Source organism: Micromonospora sp. NPDC048063 (genome assembly GCF_043202855.1).
Taxonomy (GTDB): Bacteria; Actinomycetota; Actinomycetes; order Mycobacteriales; family Micromonosporaceae; genus Micromonospora.
This window is the reverse complement of record NZ_JBIDBG010000002.1, coordinates 400,865-424,087: the sequence shown is the minus strand read 5'-3', so window position 1 is coordinate 424,087 and position 23,223 is coordinate 400,865. Positions and strand designations below refer to the sequence as shown.

The 23,223-nt window shown below is 75.4% G+C and carries 24 protein-coding genes; 13 read left to right on the top strand and 11 right to left on the bottom strand.

Translation table 11 applies throughout. From position 1 onward, the window contains the following. Nucleotides 1-60: 60 nt before the first annotated feature. The 3 genes from ACGFZ2_RS06750 (at nucleotide 61) to ACGFZ2_RS06740 (ending at nucleotide 3,748) form a co-directional block, all read left to right on the top strand. The gene (locus tag ACGFZ2_RS06750; protein WP_393261189.1) at nucleotides 61-240 is read left to right on the top strand and encodes a DUF6104 family protein; all 180 of its coding nucleotides are present in this window, start codon (nucleotides 61-63) and stop codon (nucleotides 238-240) included. A gap of 141 nt (nucleotides 241-381) precedes the next feature. Continuing rightward, nucleotides 382-2,451: a phosphate acetyltransferase gene (pta, locus tag ACGFZ2_RS06745; RefSeq protein ID WP_393450847.1), complete on the top strand. Its 2,070-nt coding sequence runs from the start codon at nucleotides 382-384 to the stop codon at nucleotides 2,449-2,451. Between the two features lie 178 nt (nucleotides 2,452-2,629). Beyond that, complete coding sequence (locus ACGFZ2_RS06740; RefSeq protein ID WP_393450844.1) at nucleotides 2,630-3,748, top strand: acetate/propionate family kinase; 1,119 nt, start codon at nucleotides 2,630-2,632, stop codon at nucleotides 3,746-3,748. 14 nt (nucleotides 3,749-3,762) lie between these two features. Here the strand turns inward: ACGFZ2_RS06740 and ACGFZ2_RS06735 are convergent, their stop codons facing one another. After that, a complete protein-coding gene (locus ACGFZ2_RS06735; RefSeq protein ID WP_350703739.1) occupies nucleotides 3,763-3,933 on the bottom strand; it encodes a hypothetical protein in 171 nt (56 codons plus the stop codon). Nucleotides 3,934-4,090: 157 nt separating this feature from the next. Between ACGFZ2_RS06735 and ACGFZ2_RS06730 the strand changes: the two genes are divergently transcribed. The 3 genes from ACGFZ2_RS06730 to ACGFZ2_RS06720 all read left to right on the top strand — a co-directional run bounded on the left by ACGFZ2_RS06730 (nucleotide 4,091) and on the right by ACGFZ2_RS06720 (nucleotide 6,721). Continuing rightward, nucleotides 4,091-4,981: an alpha/beta hydrolase family protein gene (locus tag ACGFZ2_RS06730; RefSeq protein ID WP_393261195.1), complete on the top strand. Its 891-nt coding sequence runs from the start codon at nucleotides 4,091-4,093 to the stop codon at nucleotides 4,979-4,981. Nucleotides 4,982-5,061: 80 nt separating this feature from the next. Next, nucleotides 5,062-5,592 (top strand): nucleotidyltransferase domain-containing protein, encoded by a 531-nt coding sequence (locus tag ACGFZ2_RS06725; RefSeq protein ID WP_393450841.1) that lies wholly within the window; start codon nucleotides 5,062-5,064, stop codon nucleotides 5,590-5,592. Between the two features lie 160 nt (nucleotides 5,593-5,752). Beyond that, on the top strand, nucleotides 5,753-6,721 hold the full coding sequence (locus tag ACGFZ2_RS06720; protein ID WP_393261200.1) for an alpha/beta hydrolase family protein: 969 nt from the start codon (nucleotides 5,753-5,755) through the stop codon (nucleotides 6,719-6,721). A gap of 48 nt (nucleotides 6,722-6,769) precedes the next feature. Here the strand turns inward: ACGFZ2_RS06720 and ACGFZ2_RS06715 are convergent, their stop codons facing one another. The 3 genes from ACGFZ2_RS06715 to ACGFZ2_RS06705 all read right to left on the bottom strand — a co-directional run bounded on the left by ACGFZ2_RS06715 (nucleotide 6,770) and on the right by ACGFZ2_RS06705 (nucleotide 9,505). Then, a complete protein-coding gene (locus tag ACGFZ2_RS06715; RefSeq protein WP_393450838.1) occupies nucleotides 6,770-7,732 on the bottom strand; it encodes a zinc-binding dehydrogenase in 963 nt (320 codons plus the stop codon). A 106-nt stretch (nucleotides 7,733-7,838) separates the two neighbouring features. Then, nucleotides 7,839-9,014 carry an NADP-dependent malic enzyme gene (locus tag ACGFZ2_RS06710; protein ID WP_393261205.1) on the bottom strand — a complete coding sequence of 392 codons (1,176 nt, stop codon included), beginning with the start codon at nucleotides 9,012-9,014 and terminating at the stop codon, nucleotides 7,839-7,841. Between the two features lie 140 nt (nucleotides 9,015-9,154). Beyond that, nucleotides 9,155-9,505, bottom strand: a complete 351-nt coding sequence (locus tag ACGFZ2_RS06705) for a S24/S26 family peptidase (protein ID WP_393261207.1) — start codon at nucleotides 9,503-9,505, stop codon at nucleotides 9,155-9,157. Nucleotides 9,506-9,590: 85 nt separating this feature from the next. Between ACGFZ2_RS06705 and sodN the strand changes: the two genes are divergently transcribed. The 3 genes from sodN (at nucleotide 9,591) to ACGFZ2_RS06690 (ending at nucleotide 11,008) form a co-directional block, all read left to right on the top strand. Next, nucleotides 9,591-9,995: a superoxide dismutase, Ni gene (gene sodN / locus ACGFZ2_RS06700; RefSeq protein WP_357462334.1), complete on the top strand. Its 405-nt coding sequence runs from the start codon at nucleotides 9,591-9,593 to the stop codon at nucleotides 9,993-9,995. A gap of 62 nt (nucleotides 9,996-10,057) precedes the next feature. Continuing rightward, the gene (locus tag ACGFZ2_RS06695; protein WP_393451450.1) at nucleotides 10,058-10,576 is read left to right on the top strand and encodes a GNAT family N-acetyltransferase; all 519 of its coding nucleotides are present in this window, start codon (nucleotides 10,058-10,060) and stop codon (nucleotides 10,574-10,576) included. 24 nt (nucleotides 10,577-10,600) lie between these two features. Continuing rightward, nucleotides 10,601-11,008 carry an ATP-binding protein gene (locus ACGFZ2_RS06690; protein WP_350703755.1) on the top strand — a complete coding sequence of 136 codons (408 nt, stop codon included), beginning with the start codon at nucleotides 10,601-10,603 and terminating at the stop codon, nucleotides 11,006-11,008. A 54-nt stretch (nucleotides 11,009-11,062) separates the two neighbouring features. Here ACGFZ2_RS06690 and ACGFZ2_RS06685 read toward each other — a convergent pair whose 3' ends face one another. Then, nucleotides 11,063-11,452 carry a hypothetical protein gene (locus ACGFZ2_RS06685; protein ID WP_357698147.1) on the bottom strand — a complete coding sequence of 130 codons (390 nt, stop codon included), beginning with the start codon at nucleotides 11,450-11,452 and terminating at the stop codon, nucleotides 11,063-11,065. A gap of 43 nt (nucleotides 11,453-11,495) precedes the next feature. Between ACGFZ2_RS06685 and ACGFZ2_RS06680 the strand changes: the two genes are divergently transcribed. Then, the gene (locus tag ACGFZ2_RS06680; protein WP_350703759.1) at nucleotides 11,496-12,446 is read left to right on the top strand and encodes a diacylglycerol kinase family protein; all 951 of its coding nucleotides are present in this window, start codon (nucleotides 11,496-11,498) and stop codon (nucleotides 12,444-12,446) included. Nucleotides 12,447-12,895: 449 nt separating this feature from the next. Beyond that, nucleotides 12,896-13,153, top strand: coding sequence for a WhiB family transcriptional regulator (locus ACGFZ2_RS06675; RefSeq protein ID WP_007072794.1), 258 nt, complete (start codon nucleotides 12,896-12,898; stop codon nucleotides 13,151-13,153). 97 nt (nucleotides 13,154-13,250) lie between these two features. On the opposite strand, the gene ACGFZ2_RS06670 is transcribed toward ACGFZ2_RS06675, so the two are convergent. From ACGFZ2_RS06670 to ACGFZ2_RS06655, 4 genes are read right to left on the bottom strand one after another with little or no spacing between them, the layout of a single operon-like run. Next, nucleotides 13,251-14,072, bottom strand: coding sequence for a sirohydrochlorin chelatase (locus tag ACGFZ2_RS06670; RefSeq protein ID WP_393450835.1), 822 nt, complete (start codon nucleotides 14,070-14,072; stop codon nucleotides 13,251-13,253). Next, nucleotides 14,054-14,839 (bottom strand): phosphoadenylyl-sulfate reductase, encoded by a 786-nt coding sequence (locus tag ACGFZ2_RS06665; RefSeq protein WP_393261216.1) that lies wholly within the window; start codon nucleotides 14,837-14,839, stop codon nucleotides 14,054-14,056. The genes ACGFZ2_RS06670 and ACGFZ2_RS06665 overlap by 19 nt, the downstream gene beginning before the upstream one ends. Next, a complete protein-coding gene (locus ACGFZ2_RS06660; RefSeq protein WP_350703763.1) occupies nucleotides 14,836-14,994 on the bottom strand; it encodes a hypothetical protein in 159 nt (52 codons plus the stop codon). Before ACGFZ2_RS06660 ends, ACGFZ2_RS06665 begins: the two co-directional genes overlap by 4 nt. Continuing rightward, nucleotides 14,991-16,706 (bottom strand): nitrite/sulfite reductase, encoded by a 1,716-nt coding sequence (locus tag ACGFZ2_RS06655; protein ID WP_393450832.1) that lies wholly within the window; start codon nucleotides 16,704-16,706, stop codon nucleotides 14,991-14,993. The genes ACGFZ2_RS06660 and ACGFZ2_RS06655 overlap by 4 nt, the downstream gene beginning before the upstream one ends. A gap of 408 nt (nucleotides 16,707-17,114) precedes the next feature. Here ACGFZ2_RS06655 and ACGFZ2_RS06650 point away from each other — a divergent pair, with 408 nt between their 5' ends. Beyond that, entirely contained in the window at nucleotides 17,115-18,569 is a 1,455-nt protein-coding gene (locus ACGFZ2_RS06650) for a glycosyltransferase family 39 protein (protein ID WP_393451447.1), read from the top strand. 20 nt (nucleotides 18,570-18,589) lie between these two features. On the opposite strand, the gene ACGFZ2_RS06645 is transcribed toward ACGFZ2_RS06650, so the two are convergent. After that, entirely contained in the window at nucleotides 18,590-20,149 is a 1,560-nt protein-coding gene (locus ACGFZ2_RS06645; RefSeq protein ID WP_393450829.1) for a histidine kinase N-terminal domain-containing protein, read from the bottom strand. A gap of 25 nt (nucleotides 20,150-20,174) precedes the next feature. Then, the gene (locus ACGFZ2_RS06640; protein WP_350704155.1) at nucleotides 20,175-21,206 is read right to left on the bottom strand and encodes an SIS domain-containing protein; all 1,032 of its coding nucleotides are present in this window, start codon (nucleotides 21,204-21,206) and stop codon (nucleotides 20,175-20,177) included. A 188-nt stretch (nucleotides 21,207-21,394) separates the two neighbouring features. Here ACGFZ2_RS06640 and ACGFZ2_RS06635 point away from each other — a divergent pair, with 188 nt between their 5' ends. Next, nucleotides 21,395-23,221 (top strand): tetratricopeptide repeat protein, encoded by a 1,827-nt coding sequence (locus ACGFZ2_RS06635; RefSeq protein ID WP_393450826.1) that lies wholly within the window; start codon nucleotides 21,395-21,397, stop codon nucleotides 23,219-23,221. The last annotated feature ends 2 nt before the right edge of the window (nucleotides 23,222-23,223 follow it).

The window sequence follows — 23,223 nt, the reverse complement described above, 5'->3', positions numbered from 1 at the left end:
TCCGTCCCGGATGGCCCGAACGCCCATACGCAGCAGACCGACGAGCGAGGAACGGACAGCATGTACTTCACGGACCGTGGGATCGAGGAACTGGTGCAGCGGCGGGGCGAGGAGTCCGTCAGCGTCGAGTGGCTCGGCGAGCGCCTCCGCGACTTCGTCGACCTGAACCCCGAGTTCGAGACCCCGATCGAGCGCCTCGCCACCTGGCTCGCCCGCCTCGACGACGAAGACGACGAGTAATCCGACCCGTCACCTTGCGTTGATCATGAAGTTGTTGTCGCGACACGCCGAGGCGGGCGACAACAACTTCATGATCAATGGCCCGGGCGGGTGGGGCTAAGGTCCCGGGTCGGGGGAGGCGCGATCTTTTAGGGTGGGTGCGTGGCTCGGAGTGTGTACCTGACCAGCGTGGGATCCGGCGGTGGCAAGTCGACCGTCGCGCTCGGGCTGGCGGAGCTGTTGTCCCGGCAGGTCGAGCGGATCGGCGCGTTCCGGCCGCTGGTCGGCGGGCACGGCCCCGACCCGATCCTCGCCCTGCTCAGCGACCGGTACCGGATCGGCCTGCCGCTGGCCGACCTCAGCGGCACCACGTACGCCGAGGCCACCGCGCTGGTCGCCGACGGGCGGCGGGAGGAACTGATCGCCGACATCGTCACGCGCTACCGGGAGGTCGAGCGGCGCTGCCCGGCGGTGGTCGTGGTGGGCAGCGACTTCGCCGACGGCGGCGACGGCGCCGGGCCCCGCGAGCTGGCCTTCAACGCCCGGCTGGCCACCGAGTTCGGCAGCGTGGTGGTGCCCGTGGTCGACGGCTTCGGGCAGGAGCCGGCGGCGATCGCGGCGGCGGCGCGCGGGGCGTACCACGATCTGGAGGACCTCGGGGCCACGGTGCTGGCGGTCGTCGCCAACCGGGTGCCCGGCCCGATGGCCCTGCCGGACCTGCCGGTCCCCGCGTACGCCATCCCGGAGGTGCCGACCGTGTCGGCGCCGACGGTGGCCGAGGTGGCGGCGGCGCTCGGCGCCACGCTGCTGGCCGGGGACGACGACGCGCTCGGCCGCGACGTGCTCGACTACGTGGTCGGCGCGGCGCACGTGCCGACGCTGCTGGACCACCTGACCGAGGGCGCCCTGGTGATCATGCCGGGCGACCGGGACGACCTCCTGATCGGCACGAGCGCGGCGCACGTGGCCGGCCAGGTCTCGCTGGCCGGCCTGGTGCTCACCCTCGGCGAGCAGCCGGACCCACGGGCGATGCGGCTGGTGGAGGCGCTGAAGCCCGGCCTTGCGGTGCTCTCGGTGCCCAGCGACAGCTACGACACGGTGGCCGCGTCCAGCCGGATCGAGGGCCGCCCCAGCGCGGCCAACCCGCGCAAGGTGGAGGCCGCGCTCGGCGCGTTCGAGCGCTGCGTGGACACCGACGACCTGGCCCGCCGGCTGCGGGTCAGCCGCTCCGGGCGGGTCACCCCGCTGATGTTCGAGAACGACCTGATCGACCGGGCCCGGGCGCGGCGCCGGCACCTCGTGCTGCCCGAGGGGGCGGAGGAGCGGATCCTGCGGGCGACGGAGATCCTGCTGCGCCGGGGCGTCGCCGACATCACCCTGCTCGGGCGTCCCGACGACGTCGTGCGGCGGACCCGCGAGCTGGGCATCGACATCACCGGCGCGCGGGTGGTCGACCCGTTCACCAGCGAGTGGCGCGACGAGTTCGCCGTCGAGTACGCGAAGCTGCGCGCCCACCGGGGGGTCACCGCCGAGCTGGCGCACGACATCGTCGCCCAGCCGAACTACTTCGGCACCCTGATGGTGCAGACCGGGCACGCCGACGGGATGGTCTCCGGGGCGACCCACACCACCGCCGCCACGATCCGGCCGGCCTTCGAGATCATCCGTACGGTGCCGGGGGTCTCGGTCGCCTCCAGCGTCTTCTTCATGCTGCTGGCCGACCGGGTACTGGTCTACGGCGACTGCGCGGTCAACCCCGACCCGGACGCCGCCCAGCTCGCCGACATCGCCATCTCCTCGGCGGACACCGCCGCCCGGTTCGGCATCGAGCCGCGGGTCGCCATGCTCTCCTACTCCACCGGCAGCTCCGGGGCGGGCGCCGACGTGGAGAAGGTCGCGGCGGCCACGAAACTGGTCCGGGAGCGCCGCCCCGACCTGCTGGTCGAGGGGCCGATCCAGTACGACGCGGCGATCGACCCGGCGGTCGCGGCGACGAAGCTGCCCGGCAGCACGGTCGCCGGCCGGGCCACGGTCTTCGTCTTCCCCGACCTGAACACGGGCAACAACACGTACAAGGCGGTGCAGCGCTCCGCCGGGGCGGTGGCCGTCGGGCCGGTGATGCAGGGCCTGCGCCGGCCGGTGAACGACCTGTCCCGGGGAGCCACCGTGCCGGACATCGTGAACACCGTGGCGATCACCGCCATCCAGGCCGCGGCCGAGGAGTCGTCATGAGCGAGCGAAGCGAGCGAATCAGCAGGCTCAGGGCGACGGTGCCTCATGGCGGCACGCAGCGAAGCGGAGTGTCGAATCAGCAGGCTCGGTGCGACGGTGCCTCATGGCGGCACGCAGCGAAGCGGAGTGTCGTCATGAGTGCCCGGGTCGGCCCGGCCGCCGCCGGAAGGAGGCGCCCGTGAGCCGGGTGCTCGTGCTCAACTGCGGATCGTCGTCGGTGAAGTACCGGCTCTTCGACGGCGACCGGGTGCTCGACAGGGGCACCGTGGAGCGGGTCGGCGAGCCGGGCGGCGGCCCGGCCGACCACGAGACCGCCGTCCGGGAGATCCTCGCCGGGCTCGACCTGGCCGGGCTGGCCGCCGTCGGGCATCGGGTGGTCCACGGCGGCAAGCGGTTCGGCGAGCCCGTCCTGCTCGACGACGCGGTGCTCGCCGCGATCCGCGACCTGATCCCGCTCGCGCCGCTGCACAACCCCGCCAACCTGACCGGCATCGAGGTCGCCCTGGCCGCGCTGCCGGACGTGCCGCAGGTCGCCGTCTTCGACACCGCGTTCCACACCACGCTGCCCGAGGCCGCCGCGACCTACGCGGTCGAGCGGGACACCGCCGAGCGGTACGGCATCCGGCGGTACGGGTTCCACGGCACCTCGCACGCGTACGTGTCCCGGCGCGCCGCCGAGCTGCTCGGCCGCCCGTACGCGGAGGTGAACACGATCACCCTGCACCTGGGCAACGGGGCCAGCGCCTGCGCGGTCGCCGGCGGCCGGAGCGTGGCCACCTCGATGGGGATGTCCCCGCTGGAGGGCCTGGTGATGGGCACCCGCAGCGGCGACCTCGACCCGACCGTCATCTTCCACCTGCGCCGGGAGGGCGGGCTCTCCGTCGACGAGATCGACGACCTGCTCAACCACCGCAGCGGCCTGCTCGGGCTGACCGGCGCCAACGACATGCGCGAGGTCCTCGGGCGCCGGGCGGACGGCGATCCGGCGGCCACGCTCGCCTTCGACGTCTACTGCCGGCGGATCACCGGCTACGTCGGGGCGTACTACGCGCTGCTCGGGCGGGTGGACGCGATCGCCTTCACCGCCGGAGTCGGCGAGCACGCCGCGCCGGTGCGCGCCGCCGCGCTGGCCGGCCTGGACCGGCTCGGCATCGCGGTGGACCCGGAGCGCAACGCCGGCAGCGGCGACCGGGTCATCTCCCCCGAGGGTGCCGAGGTGACAGTCTTCGTCCTCGGCACCGACGAGGAGCGCGAGATCGCCCTCCAGACGCGGGCCGTGGTCGGCGCCGCCGGCTGACCCGGGCCCGGGCGTCAGCTCAGGGCGAGCCAGGCGAGAAGGGCGACCAGTACGACCGCGACCGCCCCGGCGCCGACGAGCAGCGGCGTGCGGGAGGCGCCGGCCGGCGCCTCGGGCTCGGCGGTGTTGGCGAAGGCGCGGAACGCCGCGGTGTTGCCGCTCGGGTCCGTGTGGTTCTCAGGCATGCCGGTGACCCTAGCCAAGTCGCTACCGCCCCGTCGTCCGTCACGCGCCGCCCGACTCCAGGTCGGGCCGGCCGGTGGACGGGATCCGCCCGGCCGACGGGAGTGTCCGGCCGGACGGTGGGGACGGTCCGGACGACCCGGCACCTACCGTGGAACGGTGGGGGTGAAGCGGCTGGTCGCCGTGCTGATGACGGCGCTGCTGGCGGGCTGCGCGCCGGCCACCGCCGCGCCCGGGAGCGGCGCGCCGCCGGGCCGTCCGGCCCCCGAGACGACGTACGCCGTCGGGGTGCGGACGTTCACCGTCGACCCCACCTCGGCTCGGCCGCTCCCGGTGACCGTCTGGTACCCGGCGGACGGGGACGCGGTGGCGGCGGGCCGGTTCCCGGTGGTGGTCTACAGCCACGGGCTGCACAGCCTTCCCGAGCTGCACGCCGGGCTGACCAGGCGCTGGGCCGCCGCCGGCTTCGTGGTGGCCGCCCCGGCCTACCCGCACACCCGGCGCGGGGCGCCCCGGTTCAGCCGCGCCGACGTACGCCACCAGCCGGCCGACGGCTGGCGGCTCGTCCGGCACCTGGTGCGGCTCGACGCCCGGCGCGGTGACCCGCTCGCCGGGCACCTCGACGTCACCCGGTTCGCCGCCGCCGGCCACTCGGCGGGCGGCTTCACCACGGCGGGGATGTTCACCTCGGGACGGTCGGGGCGGCTGCGGGCCGGCATCGTCATCGCCGGCGGCGGCATGGCGGGCAGTTTCGCCGGCCCGGCGGCGCCGCTGCTGTTCGTGCACGGCACGGCCGACCCGATCGTGCCGGCGTCGGTCGGGCGGGCCGCGTACGACCGCACGACCGGCCCGGCCGCCTTCCTGAGCCTGCTCGGTCAGGGCCACGGCGAGTACCTGACCCCGGGGCGGCCCGGCTTCGACCAGGTCCTCGCCACCACCACGGACTTCCTCCGCTGGACCCTCTACGGTGACCCGGACGCCGGCCGGCGCCTGCCCGGCGGCGCCCGCTCCCCCGGCGTGACGGCGTTCGAGACCCGCCCCGCCCGCTGACCGCCGCACCGGCCGCCCTGGACGCCTCCGGTGCGGGTGACGCTCTGGCGCGGCGGGGGCCGCCGGGCTACCGTGCGGCCGTGGACGGTCTGGCGGGGCGACAACTCGACGGCATCGCCGAGCTGGCCGGGCTGGCGTCGGCGGCCGGCGTCGAGGTGTGGCTGCGGGGCGGCTGGGCGATGGACTTCCACCTGGGCGAGGTGACCCGGCCGCACGTCGACGTCGACTGGTACTGCTGGCGCGCCGACGCGGAGCGGCTGGCCGGCCTGCTGCGGGCGCACGGCTGGCGGCCAGACCCGAGGATGCCGGTCCACCTCCAGCTCGACCTGATCCGCGACGACGTCGAGGTGAGCGTCGCGTACCTGGCGCGGGACGCGGCCGGCCGGGTGGTGGTGGGCGCCGGCCCGTGGGCGGGCACCCCGCTGCCCGACGGCATGCTGACCGGTCCGCCCGGCCGGATCGGCCCGCTGGCCGTCCCGGTGATCTCGGTGGCCGCCCAGATCGAGTTCAAGGAGATGTTTCCCGTCTGGATGCCGGGGCGCCCCCGCCGCCCCAAGGACGCCGCCGATCTGGCGCGCCTACGCGCCGCCGACGCCGACGCCCGTTCGTGACCGGTTGACGCCCGGGCGACCGGCGAACCGGGCGACCGGGCTCGCCTCGGTCGCGCGTCCGGCACCCGAGTCGGACGAGCCGGCACGAGCCGGTCACGCGGCCGGTGCGCTGCGTCGATCCCGGGTGGGGCGGGTGGCGCGGCGAGGCACAATCGGAGCCATGTCGCGTCGCGCCACCCCCGCTCTGCTCGCCACGGCCCTGCTCGCCGCCGGTCTGGTCGGCTGCTCCGCCGACGCCGGTCCGGTCGCCCGCCCGGCCGCTCCCGTCGAATCGCCGAAGGCGAGCACCCCGGCGCCGCTGGTGCCCGCCGGCACCGCCCCCGAGAAGGCGTTCGCCGTCGGCGTACGACAGCTCGAGCTGAACCGCGACGGGGACCGGCCGCTGCCGGTGACCGTCTGGTACCCCGCGGCCGGGGAGGCCGGCGGGCAGCCGGAGCGCTCAGCGGCGGCCGCGAGGGGGAAGTTTCCCGTCGTCATGTTCAGCCACGGCCTGAACGGGCGGCCGGCCGACTACGAGAAGCTGCTGACCCGCTGGGCTGCGGCCGGGTTCGTGGTGGCCGCCCCGACCTTCCCGCACACCGCGCGGGGCGGCGACGGCAACGTGCTCGACGTGCTCAACCAGCCCGCCGACGTGTCGTACGCGCTCACCCAGGTGCTCGCCCTCGACGGCCGGAGCGGCGACCCGCTGCGCGGCCGGCTGGCCACCGACCGGGTGGCCGCGGCCGGGCACTCGGCCGGCGGGGTGACCACGATCGGCCTCTTCACCGCCGGCCGCGACGAGCGGCTGGACGCCGGCGTGGTCTTCGCCGGCACCGCGCTCGGTGTCGGCACCGCCTTCGCGGGCGCCGCCGCGCCGCAGCTCTTCGTGCACGGCGAGGCTGACGAGGTGGTCGAGTACGCCGCCGGCAAGGCCGCCTACGACAAGGTGCCCTGGCCGAAGGCCATGCTGAGCCTGCCGAAGGGCGACCACGGCCGGGCCCTGCTCAGCGACGGCGACGCCCTGCGGGTGGTCTCGGACACCACGGTCGAGTTCCTGCGCTGGTCCCTCTACGGCGACGAGGCCGCCAAGCGCCGCATCCCCACCGACGCCGCCCGCCACGACATCGCCACCCTCGACAACCGCCTCTGAGCGGCCGCGCCCCGCCGGACGGCGAGCGGGCGCGGCCGCCGGGGGCCGTCAGGCGGTGTGGTCGACGACGACCTTGCCGAAGACGTCGCCGGAGTGCAGGCGGGCGAAGGCGTCGGCGACCCGGCTGAACGGGACGACCCTGTCCACCACCGGGCGCACCCCCCGCTCGGCGCAGAACGCGAGCAGGGCGGACAGCTCGTCGGGGGTGCCCATCGAGGTGCCCAGGATCTCCAGCTGCATGGCGAAGACCCGGCGCAGGTTGACCTTCGGCTCGTGCCCGGCGGTCGCGCCGGAGACCACGATCCGGGCCATCGGCGCGGCGGACTTCAGCGAGTGGTCGAACGTGGCCGCCCCGACCGTCTCGATCACCACGCCGACCCGCTCGGGCAGCCGCGCGCCGGGCTCGACGGCGGTGGCGCCCAGCTCGGCGATCCGCTCCCGCTTGCCGGCGTCGCGGCTGGTCGCGTACACCCGCTTGCCCATCGCCGCGGCGAGCGCGACGGCCGCGGTCGCCACGCCGCCCCCGGCGCCCTGGACCAGCACGGCGTCGGCGTCGTCGACCCGACCCACGGTGGTCAGCATCCGCCACGCGGTCAGCCAGGCGGTCGGCAGGCAGGCCGCGTCCGTCGCCGCCAGGCCCGCCGGCAGCGGCACCAGGTTGGACCGGGGCACGGCGACCCGCTCGGCCAGCGTGCCGGGGAAGTGCTCGGAGAGGATGGAGACGCCGCGCGGGTCGCCCGGGGTGGCGACCACCGGGTAAACGACGACCTCGTTGCCGTCCGGGTCCACCCCGACGGCGTCGCAGCCGAGGATCATCGGCAGTTGCTCCGCGCGCAGCCCCACGCCGCGCAGCGACCAGAGGTCGTGGTGGTTGAGGGAGCTGGCCCGCACCTGCACGGTCACCCAGTCGTCGGCCGGGTGGGTGGGCTCGGGCTGCTCGCCGACGGTGAGCGCGGCGAGCGGGTTGGCGTCGTCGAGGCGGGAGGCGAAGGCGGCACGCATGATCGGCACGGTAACAAGCCGAACGGCCGACAAGAAGGGCTGCTCGCCGTGCGACGGGTGTAAGGAAGGGCCCCTTCCTATCGCATAGCGATAGGAAGGGGCCCTTCCTTACACCTCAGCGGGTGACGCCGTCGCGGCGGGCGGCCTCGGCGACCGCCTCGGCCACCGCGGGGGCGACCCGGGGGTCGAGCGGGGACGGGACGATCGCCTCGGCGGTGAGCGACTCGGCCACGACGCCCGCGATGGCGTCGGCGGCGGCCACCTTCATGCCGTCGGTGATGCGGGTGGCCCGGGCGTCCAGCGCGCCCCGGAACACGCCCGGGAACGCCAGCACGTTGTTGATCTGGTTGGGGTAGTCGCTGCGGCCGGTGGCGACGACGGCCACGTGCCGGGCGGCCACCTCGGGGTGTACCTCGGGCGTCGGATTGGCCAGCGCGAAGACGATGCCCCCCGCCGCCATGCCCGCCACCGCCTGCTCCGGGATCTGCCCGCCGGAGACGCCGATCAGCACGTCCGCGCCGCGCAGCGCCTCGGCGATGTCGCCCTCGCGGCCGTCGGCGTTCGTCATCGCGGCCAGCTCGGCCTTCGTGCCGGTCAGCCCGGCCCGGTGCCGGCCGATGATGCCCTTGGAGTCGCAGACCACCACCTGGTCCGGGTCCACGCCGCCGGCGACCAGCATCTTCGTCACCGCCACCCCGGCGGCGCCGGCGCCGCTGACCGCCACCCGCAGGTCGCCGAGCTTGCGGTTGAGCAGGGTGGCGGCGTTGCGCAGCGCGGCGAGCACGACGATCGCGGTGCCGTGCTGGTCGTCGTGGAAGACCGGGATGTCCAGGGCCTCGTCGAGCCGGCGCTCCACCTCGAAGCAGCGCGGGGCGCTGATGTCCTCCAGGTTGATCCCGCCGAACGACGGCGCCAGCGCCCGCACCACCGCGACGATCTCGTCCACGTCCTGCGTGTCCAGGCAGACGGGCACGGCGTCGACGCCGGCGAACTGCTTGAACAGCACCGCCTTGCCCTCCATCACCGGCAGCGCCGCGCGCGGGCCGATGTTGCCCAGCCCGAGTACGGCCGAGCCGTCGGTGACGACGGCCACGGTGTGCGCGGCCCAGGTGTAGTCGTCGGCGACGCTCGGGTCGGCGGCGATCGCCTCGCAGACCCGGGCCACCCCCGGGGTGTACGCGAGGGAGAGGTCCTCCCGGCTCGTCAGCGGGACGGTCGAGGCGATGGCCATCTTGCCGCCCCGGTGCAGCCGGAAGACGGGATCAGCGGGGTCCACGGTGGACGATGACATGGTGACTCCAGGATCTGTCGAGCAGACGGAGCGGCCGGCGCGGGCGCGAGGTGAGGCGCCCAGCGGCGACACGCGGTGCGGGGGTCACCCGGGCACGCCCCGAGCATAGTGTCGCCACCATCACCCGGATGTGAGCGGGGTCATAACCGACGCCGACGCACCCGTCCGGGGCGGGGCCAGTAGCGCGCCACCACCCGGCCCCGCACGTCGGCCACCCCGTACGCCCGGGAGTCGTCGGTGACGAGGTCGTTGTCGCCGGCCAGCCACCAGCCGCCGTCCTCGGCGCGGACCGCGCGCTTGACCACGAGCAGCTCGGGGCGGCTGCGGAACACCGCGACCACGACGTCGCCGGGGCGGACGGCCCGCCCGCCGGGGCGGACCAGCACCGCGTCGCCGTGCCGCAGCGTGGGCGACATGGACGGACCGGTCACCAGCACGGCGGTCAGCGGCCACCGCAGCCGGGGTGCCCCTGCCGGGTGAGCCGCCCCCATCGGTTTCACCTCCACCCGGCCTCTCGGCACGCGTCCAGGAGTAATGTCGTGTTGGATCATCGCAAACTTCCCATGGAGGATCCTGATGCGACTTCCACGCATCCTTACGCCCCGCGTGACCGCCAGCGCCCACTGCGACCTGCCCTGCGGCGTCTACGACCCGGCCCAGGCCCGGATCGAGGCCGAGTCGGTGAAGGCGATCTGCGAGAAGTACCAGGCCAACACCGACCCGGAGTTCCGCACCCGCGCCATCCTGATCAAGGAGCAGCGCGCCGACCTGGTGAAGCACCACCTGTGGGTGCTCTGGACCGACTACTTCAAGCCGGCCCACTTCGAGAAGTACCCGCACCTGCACCAGCTCTTCAACGAGGCCACCAAGCTGGCCGGCGCCGCCGGCGCGAAGGGCGGCACCGACCCGGCCAAGGCCGACGAGCTGCTGCAGAAGATCGACGAGATCTCCAAGATCTTCTGGGAGACCAAGAAGGCGTGAGCCTCCCCGGCCCGCCGACGATCCGGCCGGCACGTCCCCGGGACGTGCCGGCCGTCGTCGCCATGGTGCACGAGCTGGCGGCGTACGAACGCGCCGCCGACGAGTGCCACCTCACGGAGGAACAGCTCACCGCCGCCCTGTTCGCGTCTGCTCCAGGTCGCGGCGCGGCGTCGGACGCGCCGAGCTGGAGCAGTCGTGGCCCGGCCCCGGCGCTCTACGGGCACGTGGCCGTCGACGCCGACGACGAACCGGTGGGCTTCGCGCTGTGGTTCCTCAACTTCTCCACCTGGGCCGGGGTGCACGGCATCTACCTGGAGGACCTCTACGTCCGCCCGGCCGCCCGGGGCACCGGCGCGGGGCGGCTGCTGCTGGCGACCCTCGCCGCGATCTGCGTGGAGCGGGGCTACCAGCGGCTGGAGTGGTGGATGATCGACTGGAACCCGGCCGCCGGCTTCTACGCCTCGATCGGGGCGCGGCAGATGTCCGAGTGGGTCCCCTACCGGCTCAGCGGGGACGCCCTGGCCGGCCTGGCCGCGCAGGCACGTGGCGGCCCCCACACGTCCGGGCGACCGAGCGGGTAGAGTCCCCGACCGGGGGGATGAGTGGTGACTCAACTGACCGGGCAGCCGACGACCGACGACGACGTCGTGCACCTCACCGTGCCCGCGGACGGGGGCTACCTCGGGGTGTTGCGCACCGCCACCGCCGGGCTCGCGGCGCGGCTCCAGTTCGCCCTCGACGAGATCGAGGACCTGCGCATCGCCGTGGACGAGGCGTGCGCCATGCTGCTCGCCATCGCCACCCGCGACGCCGAACTCGACTGCCGGTTCGCGGTCACCGACGACGCGCTCACCGTCGAGGTGACGGTGCCGACCGTCCGGGGCGCCACGCTGCCGGCGGAGTCGTCGTTCGCCTGGAAGGTGCTCACCGCGCTCACCACGTCGGCGTCCGCGAGCGCCGCCGACGGCCGGGCCACCATCTCGTTGCTCACCCGGCGCGCCTCCGGATACTGAGCCGCCCGTCCCCGGCGGTGCGCCGCCGGGCGCTCCGGCACCCCCGGCGGGGCGTCACTCGAAGCCGAGGGCCCGCGTGGTCGGGGTGCTCACCAGCAGCGCGGTGACGCCGAGACCGAGCGCCATCAGTGGTACGCCGAGCCAGGCCACCCCGCCCTGGACCATGAACCACCCCACCGGCAGCAGCATGAGCTGGAGCACGATCGCCGGGGCGCGGGCGCCCGCCCGGCGTCGGGCCAGCGCGCCGCCGAGCGCCCAGAGCGCCGCCGCCGCACCGACCGCGAACGCGGTCACCAGCAACGCCGAGGTGAGGTCGGTGGTGGTGGCGGTGAGATCGGCCCAGACCAGCCACGCGGCGACCAGCCCCACGGCGACCGCCTCGCCCCACAGCAGCCGGACCGCCCAGCGGAGGGTGACGGGAATCGGGTCCGAGTCGATGGTCACGCGCGCCACGATACCCGGGCTGCCGCGCGGTACAGTGCCGCCCATGCGGGCCGTCCTGGTGGTCAATCCGAAGGCCACCACCACGAGCGAGCGCAGCCGGGACGTGCTGGTCCGGGCGCTGCGCAGCGAAGTCGACCTCTCCGTGCGCTACACCCGGCGACGCGGGCACGCGACCGACCTCGCCCGGGAGGCGGCCGAGGAGGGCGTCGACGTCGTCGTCACGCTCGGTGGCGACGGCACGGTCAACGAGGTGGTCAACGGCCTGATGACGGCCGAGCCGCCGACCATGCCGGGCGCCGCCTCGCCGGCCGAGCGGCTGCCCGCCCTGGCGACCGTGCCCGGGGGCTCGACCAACGTCTTCGCCCGGGCGCTCGGCCTGCCCAGGGACTGGCCGGACGGGGCCAGCATGATCCTGGAGGGCCTGCGGCTGGGCCGGTACCGGACCATCGGGCTCGGCCGCGCCGACGACCGCTACTTCACCTTCTGCGCGGGCTTCGGCGTCGACGCGGCGGTCATCCACCGGGTGGAGCAGGCCCGGCGGCGGGGCCGGGTCTCCACCCCCGCGCTCTACTTCCGCGCCACGGTCGCCCAGTACTTCCTCAACTCCGACCGTCGGCATCCGGCGATCAGCCTGGAGCGGCCGGGCGAGCCGGCGGAGGGCGAGCTGGCCACGGTCATCATCCAGAACACCGCGCCGTGGACGTACCTGGGCGACCGGGAGGTCAACCCGAACCCGGAGGCGTCGTTCGACCTGGGCCTGGACGTGCTGGCGCTGCGGCAGCTCCGGGTCGCCAGTACGACACGGACGGTGACGCAGTTCTTCGCCCGGACGCCCGACCCGCACGGCCGCCAGGTGCTGCGGCTGCACGACGTCGCGGAGTTCACCCTGCTCTCGGCCCGCCCACAGGCGTTCCAGCTCGACGGCGACTACCTCGGCGAGCGGGAGAAAGTCAGATTCACATCCATTCCCGCCGCACTGAGAGTAATCTGCTAGGTCTCGGGTACTGCCGTAGGTCGACGCGGCGACGACCGCACCGACCGGAGCGGCCGCCACACCGAGAGGCAGGTGCCGGAAATGTCAGCAATGTCACGCGGACTGTACTATATTGATCCTCGGCTGTGGTACGCCGGGTAACCGGGAAGACGCCGGAATCCGGACAAATGGGTTGTGGGCTTGCTCACCGCCTGGAGTTTTTCCGAGCGCCACCCTTGACATCCCGAGCGTTCGTGAAAGTATTCACAAGCGAACTTGAGTTACCGGGACATTGCCTGGATATGCTCGGCAGGTTGAGCTGTTCCAGCAGGTCCGCGGGGCCAACAACAGCCTGCTCACGCACTGCCGAATAAGCGGACGCGAACCGTCACCGTCGGCGCTGCGGATGCATATAGGAAAAGCACCAAAGCAATATCTGCCACCCACCCAGAATGAGGAGTGTTGCCGCCATGGACTGGCGTCACCATGCTGTCTGCCGCGACGAGGACCCGGAGCTGTTCTTCCCGATCGGGACGTCCGGACCGGCTCTCCTGCAGGTCGAGCAGGCCAAGGCCGTCTGCCGGCGCTGCTCCGTGACCGACCAGTGCCTGCAGTGGGCGCTGGAGTCCGGTCAGGACGCTGGCGTCTGGGGCGGGATGAGCGAGGAGGAGCGGCGCGCCGTGAAGCGCCGCGGTGGCCTCCGGGTGCTGCGCGCTCACTCCGCCTGATCCCACGCACCACAGCTGCACGCCCCGGCCGGGTCCGCCCGCCGGGGCGTCTCGCTGTCCGCACCCCGCTCACCTACCCACCGGGGCGCCTTTCCGATCACGGTCGGGCCGTGACCCCGGCCACCCCGACGGCGGCGTCGACCCGCCGCAGGACCACGTCGGCCAGCTCCGGGGCGTCGGTCAGCGGGGCGGACACCGCCACCGCGCCGGCCTCCCGCGCCGCCCCGGCCACGGCGTCGTGGAAGAGGCCGGGAGCCAGGAAGTAGGCCGACACCGCCACCCGCCGGGCGCCCCGGGCACGTAGCCGGGCCACCGCCGCGTCGACGGCCGGCGGGGCGGCCGAGGCGTACGACACCCGGGTGGGCACCCCGAGACCGGCGCGCAGCGCGGCTGCCACCCGCCCCACCGACCCACGCGCCCGGGCGTCCCGCGTGCCCGCGGCGGCGAGCACCAGCCCGTCGAACCGCCCCGGCTCCGCCTCGCCCAACCGCCGCCGCAGGCCGGCCAGCAGCCCGCCGTCGACCTCGCCGCCGGCGGGGCCGAGCACGTCGGTCACCCGTACCGCGATCGGCGGCCCCGCCGCGTGGGCCGCCGCCACCGCCGCCGGGATGTCCACCCGCCGGTGGTACGCGGCGGTGAGCAGCAGCGGCACCAGCACCGCCCGGGGATGCCCGGCGTCGGCCAGGTCCCGCAGCACCGCGGCCGGTCCCGGCTCGGTGTGGTCCAGCCAGCTCGCCAGCACCGGCGTGCCGGGCCGGGCAGCCGACACCGCCCGGGCCAGCGCCAGGGTCGCCTCGGCGGCCCGCGGATCCCGGCTGCCGTGGGCGACCAGGACCACGGGGTCGGCCGCCCCCCACGGCCCGGGCGCCCCCGGTGCGGGAGCGGCCGGGCCCGGCCCGGTCAGACGTGCAGGCCGCACTCGGTCTTCTCGAACATGGCCCACCGGCCGGCCCGCGGGTCCTCCCCCGCCTTCGTGCGGCGGGTGCAGGGCCAGCAGCCGATCGAGCCGTAGCCCTGCCTGAACAGCTCGTTCACCGGCACGTTCCAGCGGGCGACGTAGGCGTCCACGTCCGCCTGCCGCCAGGCCGCGATCGGGTTGACCTTGACCTTGCCCCGGCGGGCGTCGAAGGTCACCACCGGCGTGTTCGCCCGGGTCGGCGACTCGTCCCGACGCAGCCCGGCGGCCCAGGCGTCGTACCCGGCCAGCGCCCGCTCCAGCGGCTCGACCTTCCGGAGCTGGCAGCAGTCGTCGGGGGACTTGTTGAACAGCCGGGGGCCGTACTCGCCGTCCTGCTGGCCGACGGTCAGCCGCGGCCGGATCGACCGGACGTTCACCGGCAGCGTCCGGGCCACCTCGTCGCGGACCCTCAGCGTCTCCGGAAAGTGCAGGCCGGTGTCGAGGAAGACCACGTCCACCCCGGGGGCGACCCGCGAGACCAGGTGGGCCAGCACGGCGTCGGCCATCGAGCTGGTGACGCAGAACCGGTCGCCGAAAGTCGCGGTCGCCCAGCGGGCGATCTCCAGCGCGGGCGCACCCTCCAACTCCCGCCCGGCCTCCTCGGCCAGCGCGCGCAGCTCGTCCGGGTCGCGACGCGCTGGGTCGGCCGGCTTCGGGCCGCCGACGCCGACCAGGCCCAGGCCCGCCGCGGAGACGAGGCCCGACGGGTCGCCCGTGCCCCCGCTCACCGGGCCACCGCCCGGCCGAGCAGGCCGGTGAACCTCACCGAGAACACCCGGGCGCAGGCGTGGCACTCCCAGGCGCCGTGGCCGGCCTCGCTCGGCCGCAGGTCCTCCTCGCCGCAGTAGGGGCAGTACAGCGGCGCGGAACGGGTCTCGCTCATCGGAGTTCCTCCTCGTCGACCCTGATCACCCAGTTGGCGAACGTCTCGCCCGCTTCCCGCCCGGCCAGGTAGCGCCGGGCGAGGCGTTCCACGTACTCCGGAAGCTCCTCGGCGGTGGTCTTCAGGCCGCGCAGCTTGCGGCCGAAGCCGGCGGTCTGTCCCTCGGCCATGCCGAGCCCGCCGCCGAGGTGGACCTGGAAGCCCTCCACCTGGCGACCGTCCGGGCCGACCACCAGCTGGCCCTTCAGGCCGATGTCGGCGACCTGCGTGCGGGCGCAGGCGTTGGGGCAGCCGTTGAGGTGGATGGAGATGTCGGCGTCGAAGTCGCGCAGCCGCTCCTCCAGCCGGGCCACCAGTTCCTCGCCCCGGGCCTTGGTCTCGACGATGGCCAGCTTGCAGTACTCGATGCCGGTGCACGCCATGGTGCCGCGCCGCCAGGCCGACGGCTGCGCCTCCAGCCCGATCTCCCGCAGCGCCCGCACCAGCGCGTCGGTCCGCTCCGGCGCCACGTCGAGCACCAGCAGCTTCTGGTACGGGGTGAGCCGCACCCGGTCGCTGCCGTGCGCCTCGACGACGTCGGCCAGCCGCGTGAGCTGCCCGCCGGAGACCCGCCCCACCACCGGGGCGGCGCCGACGTAGTTGCGCCCGTCACGCTGCGGGTGCACGCCGATGTGGTCCACCGGCTTGTCGGGCAGCTGGGGGGCCGGCCCGTCGAGCAGGGCGCGGCCCAGGTACTCCTTCTCCAGCACCTCGCGGAACTTCGGCACGCCCCAGTCGGCGACGAGGAACTTCAGCCGTGCGCGGTTGCGCAGCCGGCGGTAGCCGTAGTCGCGGAAGATGCCGACCACGCCGGCCCAGACGTCCGGCACCTCGGCCAGCGGCACCCAGACGCCGAGCCGCTGGGCCAGCATCGGGTTCGTGGCCAGCCCGCCGCCCACCCAGACGTCGAAGCCCGGGCCGTGGTCCGGGTGGTCCACGCCGAGGAACGCGATGTCGTTCGTCTCGTAGGGCGTGTCGGCCAGCCAGGAGATGGAGGTCTTGAACTTGCGCGGCAGGTTGGAGAACTGCTTGTCGCCCACGTACCGGCGGACGATCTCGTCGAGCGCCGGCGTCGGGTCGACCAGCTCGTCGCGGGCGACGCCGGCCACCGGGCTGCCCAGCACGACCCGGGGGCAGTCGCCGCACGCCTCGGTGGTCTGCAGGCCGACGGACTCCAGCCGGCGCCAGATCTCCGGCACGTCCTCGACCCGGATCCAGTGGTACTGGATGTTCTGCCGGTCGGTGATGTCGGCGGTGTCCCGGGCGAACTCGCGGGAGATCTCCGCGACCACCCGCAGCTGCGCCAGGCTGAGCTCGCCCCCGTCCACCCGGACCCGGAGCATGAAGAACTCGTCCTCCAGCTCGTGCGGCTCCAGCACCGCGGTGCGACCGCCGTCGATGCCCGCCTTGCGCTGGGTGTAGAGGCCCCACCAACGGAACCGGCCGCGCAGGTCCTGCGGGTCGATCGAGGCGAACCCGTGGTGGGCGTAGATGTTCTCGATCCGGGCCCGTACGTTCAGCGGGTCGTCGTCCTTCTTGATCCGCTCGTTGGCGTTGAGCGGCTCGCGGTGGCCGAGCGCCCACTGGCCCTCGCCGCGCGGGCGGCGCGGGGTCCGGGCCGGTCGGGGGGCCGTCGGATCGCCGGCCCGGGCCGGGATGCTGCTGACCGCCATGGCGGCGTCCTCCGTTGTCTGAGGTGCCTCGGGATGCGCGGGCGCGGCGGCCGGCCCGTCGGAACGGGCTGGGGACAACGGTGTCGGAACAGCCGGCGCGGGGGCGCGCCCGAGACAGATTGGTCGGGCGTCGTCAGTGGGCCGGACAGATGGCGCTGCGCACGCGGCCGTAGTCGACGTGGCGGCGGGCCACGAAGCGGCGGACGACGGCGGCGGTCATGGAGTCATGCTGCCACACCGGGTGGGGGCCGGCCAACGAGCGCGTGCGTGATCCCACATCACGGGCGACGCGCTCCGGGAACGACGCCGGCGGCTGATCCGTGGACCGGCACAACGGCACGGCACGGCTGTGTGACGCTGCGATATGTGACCGGTTCTTCTGATTTGTCTGCCGGCGGTCCGGGCCGGCTGACCGCGCCGCCGCCCGCCGGCGACGCGCCCGGCGGGCCGGTCCGCGCGCCCCGCCTGGTCTGGGTCGGCCCGACGCTGGCCACCCTGGCCGTCGTGCTGACCGGGATCGGCCACGCGCAACCGTGGCGCGACGAGTTGGCCACCTGGAGCGCGGCGACCCGGTCACCCGGGGACCTGGTCCGGCTCGCCGGCACCATCGACGCCGCGACCGGTCCCTACTACCTGTTCATGCACGCCTGGGTGGCGCTCGCGGGCGACTCGGTCGCCTCGCTGCGGCTGCCCGCCGCGCTGGCCATGGCCGCCACCGCCGGGTTGACCGCCGTACTCGGGCAGCGGCTGGCCGGCACCCGGGCGGGGCTGCTCGCCGGGCTGCTCCTCGCGGTGCTCCCGGGCACCTCGCGGTACGGCCAGGAGGCGCGCCCGTACGCGCTGGCCGCGTTCTTCGCGGTGCTGGCGACCCTGCTCCTGGTCGGGGCGCTGGCCCGGCCCGGGTGGCCCCGCTGGGCCGCGTACGCCGCCGCCGTGGCCGCCCTCGGCCTCACCCACCTGGTCGCGCTCACCCTGCTCGCCGCGCACGCGGTGGCGGTGCTCGCCGCCCACCGCGAGGGGCCGCCGAGCCGCCCGCTGCGCTGGGCGCTCGCCCTGGTGCCGGCCGCGCTGCTGGTGACCCCGCTGGTGCTGCTGGCCAGGGGCCAGCGGTCCCGGCAGCTCGACTGGGTGGACACGGTCCGGCTGACCGACCTGACGGCGCTGCCGGGCGGGGTGGCGCAGAGCGGCGTGGTGGGCGGGCTGCTGGTGGGGCTGGCGGCGCTCGGGGCGGCCCGGCTCGGCCGGCGCGCCCTGCTGCCCGGGTGCGCCGTGCTGCTGCCGGTGCTGCTGCTCTTCGCCGCCGGTGCCGTCGTTCCCCTCTGGGTGTCCCGCTACCTGTTCTTCGTCGTGCCGTTCGGCTGCCTGCTGGCCGGCGCGGCGCTCGCGACGGTGCCGCTGCCGCCCGCGTTGGCCGTGGTGGCCCTGGCCGGGCTGCTCGGCCTGCCCGACCAGGCGGCGCTGCGGCGGACGCACGAGTGGCCACGCAGCGCCCCGGTCGACTACCGGGGGGCGGCCCGGGTCGTCGCCGACGGTCAGCGGCCGGGGGACGCCGTCGTCTACTCGCCCCGCGAGAGCTGGCTCTTCCTCGACCTCGGCCTCGACTACCACCTGGGCGGCCACCGCCCCCGGGACGTGCTGGCCACCGAGGACCAGGCCCGCCGGGGCGACCTGTGGGCCGCCGAGTGCGCCCAGCCGGCCGAGTGCCTGGCCGGCGCGCAGCGGGTCTGGCTGGTCGTGGCCGGCCGCCGCGACGACCCGCTGGCCACCGTGCCGGGCGCCAAGGGCGACGCGCTGCGCGCCGGCTACACCGTCGAACGGGTCTGGCACCGCCCCGGCCTGACCGTCGCGCTGCTCACCCGCTGACCCGACCCGCCCGCGGCGGGTCAGCCGGCGGCGCGGCCCTCCGGGGCGCTGCGGGCCAGCGGCACGACGAGCGTCGCCTCGGTGCCGCCGTTCGCGCCGTCGCGCAGTTCGATGGTGCCGCGCAGCTCGCCGGTCACCAGCGCCCGGACGATCTGCAGACCGAGATTGCCGCCCCGCTCGGCGTCGAAGTCCGGCGGCAGCCCGCGCCCGTTGTCGGTCACCGAGACGTGCAGCATCTTCCGGAACCGGTGCGCCGACACCACCACCTCGGGCGCGGCGCCGACCGCGCCGGCCGCGTCCGGCGCGGCGGCCGCCTCGGCGGCCGGCGGGAAGCCGTGCTCGACGGCGTTGAGCAGCAGCTCGTTGAGGACCATCACCAACGACGTGGCGACCTCGGCGGGAAGCACCCCGAAGCTGCCCGTCCGCCGCATCCCGACCGTCGACTCGGCCGCCGCCACCTCGGTCGCCGCGCTGGCCACCCGGTCCACGATGCCGTCGAACTCGACCGCCTCGTCGCTGGACAGGGAGAGGGTCTCGTGTACCAGCGCGATGGAGGCGACCCGGCGTACCGACTCCTCCAGGGCGACCCGGGCCTCCGGCATGGACACCCGGCGGGCCTGGAGGCGCAGCAGGGCGGCGACGGTCTGGAGGTTGTTCTTCACCCGGTGGTGGATCTCCCGGATGGTGGCGTCCTTGGTGATCAGGGCGCGGTCGCGGCGGCGTACCTCGGTGATGTCCCGGACCAGCACCAGCGCGCCGATCGGCACCCCGGCGGGCATCAGCGGCAGCGCCCGGGTGAGCATCGTGGCGCCGCGGGCGTCGATCTCCCGACGGGGCGGCGCCTCGCCGCGCAGGGCGGCGAGGATGCCATTCGCCGCGTCCGTCCCCTCCAGCGGGTCGCCGGCCAGCCGCCGGTGCAGCGCCGCCAGGTCCTCGCCCACCAGGTGCGAGGCGTAGCCGAGCCGCCGGTACGCCGACTGCGCGTTCGGGCTGGCGTAGGTGACCTTGCCGCCGGCGTCGAGCCGGACCAGCCCGTCGCCGACGCGGGGCGCCGAGGTGGTCTCCCCCGGGTGGCGCGGCGGCGGGAAGGTGCCGTCGGCGATCATCTGCGCCAGGTCGTCGGCGGTGGTGAGGTAGTTCAGCTCCAGCTGGCTCGGGGTGCGCGCGGTGGAGAGGTTGGTGTCCCGCCCGACCACGGCGACCACCTCGCCGGCCTCGCCGTCGGTCGTGCGCAGCCGGACCGGGATCGCCTCGTGCCGGGCGGGCACGTCGCCGTACCAGACCGGGTCGCCCTCCCGCCAGATCCGGCCCTGCCGGTGGGCCACCTCCAGGTGGGCCACCTCCGGCCCGCCGACGATCCGCCCCACCTGGTCGTCCAGGTACGCGGTGGGGGCGGTCGTCGGCCGGACCTGGGCGACGCAGAGGTACGTCCCGTCACCGTCCACGGGCACCCAGAGCAGCAGGTCGGCGAAGGACAGGTCGGACAGCAACTGCCAGTCGCCGGCGATCCGGTGCAGGTGGTCGATGTCGGCCGGACGGAGGCGGGTGTGCTCCTCGGCGAGGTCGCGCAGCGTGGACACGCTGACCAGCGTGCCACGCCGGGCGTCACATCGTCGCGGTGACCTTCTTCAGCCCCCGCGGCGCGTCCGGGTCCTCGCCCCGGGCCAGCGCCAGCGCCAGCGCCAGGCGCTGCAGCGGCAGGATGTCGAGCAGCGGGGCGTACCGCTCGTCGACCTCGGGGACGGCCATCCGGGTGGCGCCCTCGACGTCGGCGGAGCCGACCACCACCACGTCGGCGCGGCGCTCGCCGAGCCGGGGCAGCACCTCGCCCATCGACCGGCCGCCCGGCCCGGAGCCGACCACGGCGAGCACCGGCACGTCGGGGTCGGTCATGGCGAGCGGGCCGTGCAGCAGGTCGGCGCCGGAGAACGCCAGCGCCGGCAGGTAGGAGGTCTCCATCAGCTTCAGCGCGGCCTCGCGGGCGGTCGGGTACGCGTACCCCCGCCCGGTGGTGACGAGCTGGCCGGCGAACCGGTAGCGGGGCGCGAGCTGGGCCGGGGTGGGGTCGTCCAGGGTGCGGGCGGCCAGCTCGGGCAGGGCGGCGAGCGCGTCGCGCTCGTCGGCGGGCAGCGCGCCGTCGCCGGCCCGGATGCCCTCGACGAGCATCAGCAGGGCGAGCAGCTCGGCGGTGTACGTCTTGGTGGCGGCCACCGCGCGCTCGTGCCCGGCGGCGATGTCGACGCTCAGCTCGGCGACGTCGGCCAGCGGGGAGTCGGGCGCGTTGGTGACGGCCAGGGTCAGCGCGCCCGAGGCGCGGGCGGTGCGCAGCACCTCGGCGAGGTCCGGCGAGCCGCCGCTCTGGCTGACGCCGACGACCAGCGCGTCGGAGAGGTCCGGCCGGGCGCCGTAGACGGTGACGGCGCTGGGCGAGGCGAGCCCCGCGGGCAGGCCGAGCCGGATCTCGGTCAGGTACGCCCCGTAGAGGGCGGCGTGGTCGGAGGTGCCCCGGGCGGTGAAGACCACGTGCCGGGGTCGGCGCTCCGCGATGACCGCCGCCACCCGGGCGATCGGCCCGGCGTGTTCGGCGGAGAGCAGCCGGGCGTAGCCCGCCGGCTGCTCGTCGATGTCGGCGGCCATGCCAGCCCCTGCACGCGTCACGGAAACTCCTCCCACTGCGCGGTTGCCGCGCGTTTCCTGCTCAGTCTTGCATCTTTGATCTGATCAGAGCAATCGAACGAGCAGGAGTGCGCAGTTGATCACCATGTCGGTGCAACATCACCTAGGCTTGCCCGGCCGACCGGAGCACCGACGAGTGAGAGGACGCCGTGGCCGAGGACGACCGGGCGCTGCCCGCGGCGGAGGAACTTGCTCTCGCCCGGCTCGCCATGGACTCCGGCGACCTGGAGCACGCGGCCGGGCACGTCGCCGCCGCGCTCGCCCAGGCCCCGACCCTGCCCGAGGTGCACGAGACGCTCGCCCGGCTCGCCGCCGCCGACGGCGCCGGCGGCGTGGACCTCTTCCCGCTGCACCACCACGCCTTCGTCGGCGCCGTGGTCGCCCGCGCCCACCTGCTGGCCGCCGCCGGCCGGCCCGCCGAGGGGCTGGACCTGCTGGTCGCCGCGACCGGGCACGCCCCGGGGGCGGACTGGGCCGGCGTGCCCTGGGTGACCGCGCCGGAACTCGCCGAACGCCTCGAACCGGACCGGACCGCCCGCATCCTGATGCAGGTCTGCGCCGCCGTGCCCGACCCGGCGCCCCGGGCCGACCGGGCGGCGCTGGCCCCCTACCTGGCGCTGGCCCGCAACGCGGTCACCGTCCACGCCGAGCACGGCCTGCTGCTGGGCGCGGCGTCCGCGCTGGCCCGGCGGGTCGGCGAGGTCGCCCTGGCGGTCCGCTGGGCCGCCCGGGGCGTACGCGCGGAGCCGTCGAAGATCGGCGAGGTGTGGCTCGGGTACGCGTACCGCAGCGCCGGCCGCACCCGGGAGGCGCTGGCGGCACTCGGCCGCGCCGTCGCGCACGACCCCGACGACCTCGCCGTGTACGCCGACATCGCCGGCACCCTCGCCGACACCGGGCGGCTCGACGAGGCGCTCGACTGGATCGACCGGGCCCTCGCCCGGGACCCCACCTTCGACTGCGCCGTGCACACCGCCCACCGGCTGCGGCACCAGCGCGACGGCGACGTGGCGCACCTGGTCGCGCTCGCCGACTTCGTGCGGGACCACCCGGACGACTCGCACGAGCACGGCGACCTGGCCGAGTGCTGCCGCAGCCGGGCCTGGCTCGGGCAGGTGACCCCGGCGGCCGGGGCGGTGGTGGACGCGCTGCGTCAGGCCGTCGCCGACGACCACGGCGGGGTCGGCGCCGCCGTGCTGCTGGAGTCGCCCGCGCCGCCGAGCGCGCTGCGGACCGTCGCCGCGGCCGTGCCGGCGCTGCGGGTCGAGGTGGCCGGCGTGCCGGAGCCGGACCCGCGCGAGCCCCGGCGGGCGGACGCCCGGCGGCTCTGGCGCTGGGACGGGACGACGGTCACGCCCGCGGTGCCGGCGCCCTCGGCGGAAGCGACCGCGCGGCTGCGGCAGCTCGCCCACCCGGCGTGGCCACACCCCCCGGCGGCGTACGACGCGGCGGTGGGGCTGGCCACCCTGGACCTGGCCGACCTGGTCGGCCTGCTGGCGCACCCGCCGGACGCGCCGCCCACCGCGCTGGGCCGGGTGCTGGGGCAGGACCCCTCGCTCTGGGTGCGCTGCGTCCAGGTGTGGGCCTGCCTCGGCCTGCTGCACCACCGCACGGACGAGCCCTGGGCGACCTCGACCCGCCGCCGGGTGCTGCTGGACCTGGTCTGGGGCGTCGAGGACTGGATCACCGAGGCGGCGCTGTTCGCCATGGTCACCGCCGCCTGGGTCGACCCGGCGGTGCGCCCCGACGTGGCGCGGGTGGTGGCCGAGCGGCTGGCCGACGTCGCGGCGGTGGCGCGGCTGCGCCCGGTGCCCGTCGCGGTGTCCCTGGCCCACCTGGCCCTGGCGACGCCGGCCCTGGACGCGGAGACGACGGCCCTGGCGACCTCCCTGGTCGCCACCCCCCTGGTCCCCCGCCCCCGCTCCGGCCTGCGCCGCCTCTGGCGCCGCCTCACCGGCCCCTTCCGGCGACCCTGAAG

Coding starts and splice junctions, on each gene's coding strand:
- ACGFZ2_RS06750 (WP_393261189.1), top strand. CDS start 61: ATGTACTTCACGGACCGTGGGATCGAGGAACTGGTGCAGCGGCGGGGC.
- ACGFZ2_RS06705 (WP_393261207.1), bottom strand. CDS start 9,505: ATGGGGGCGGCTCACCCGGCAGGGGCACCCCGGCTGCGGTGGCCGCTG.
- ACGFZ2_RS06660 (WP_350703763.1), bottom strand. CDS start 14,994: ATGAGCGAGACCCGTTCCGCGCCGCTGTACTGCCCCTACTGCGGCGAG.
- ACGFZ2_RS06735 (WP_350703739.1), bottom strand. CDS start 3,933: ATGCCTGAGAACCACACGGACCCGAGCGGCAACACCGCGGCGTTCCGC.
- ACGFZ2_RS06655 (WP_393450832.1), bottom strand. CDS start 16,706: ATGGCGGTCAGCAGCATCCCGGCCCGGGCCGGCGATCCGACGGCCCCC.
- ACGFZ2_RS06695 (WP_393451450.1), top strand. CDS start 10,058: ATGGTGCACGAGCTGGCGGCGTACGAACGCGCCGCCGACGAGTGCCAC.
- ACGFZ2_RS06680 (WP_350703759.1), top strand. CDS start 11,496: ATGCGGGCCGTCCTGGTGGTCAATCCGAAGGCCACCACCACGAGCGAG.
- ACGFZ2_RS06720 (WP_393261200.1), top strand. CDS start 5,753: ATGTCGCGTCGCGCCACCCCCGCTCTGCTCGCCACGGCCCTGCTCGCC.
- ACGFZ2_RS06710 (WP_393261205.1), bottom strand. CDS start 9,014: ATGTCATCGTCCACCGTGGACCCCGCTGATCCCGTCTTCCGGCTGCAC.
- sodN (WP_357462334.1), top strand. CDS start 9,591: ATGCGACTTCCACGCATCCTTACGCCCCGCGTGACCGCCAGCGCCCAC.
- ACGFZ2_RS06675 (WP_007072794.1), top strand. CDS start 12,896: ATGGACTGGCGTCACCATGCTGTCTGCCGCGACGAGGACCCGGAGCTG.
- ACGFZ2_RS06640 (WP_350704155.1), bottom strand. CDS start 21,206: ATGGCCGCCGACATCGACGAGCAGCCGGCGGGCTACGCCCGGCTGCTC.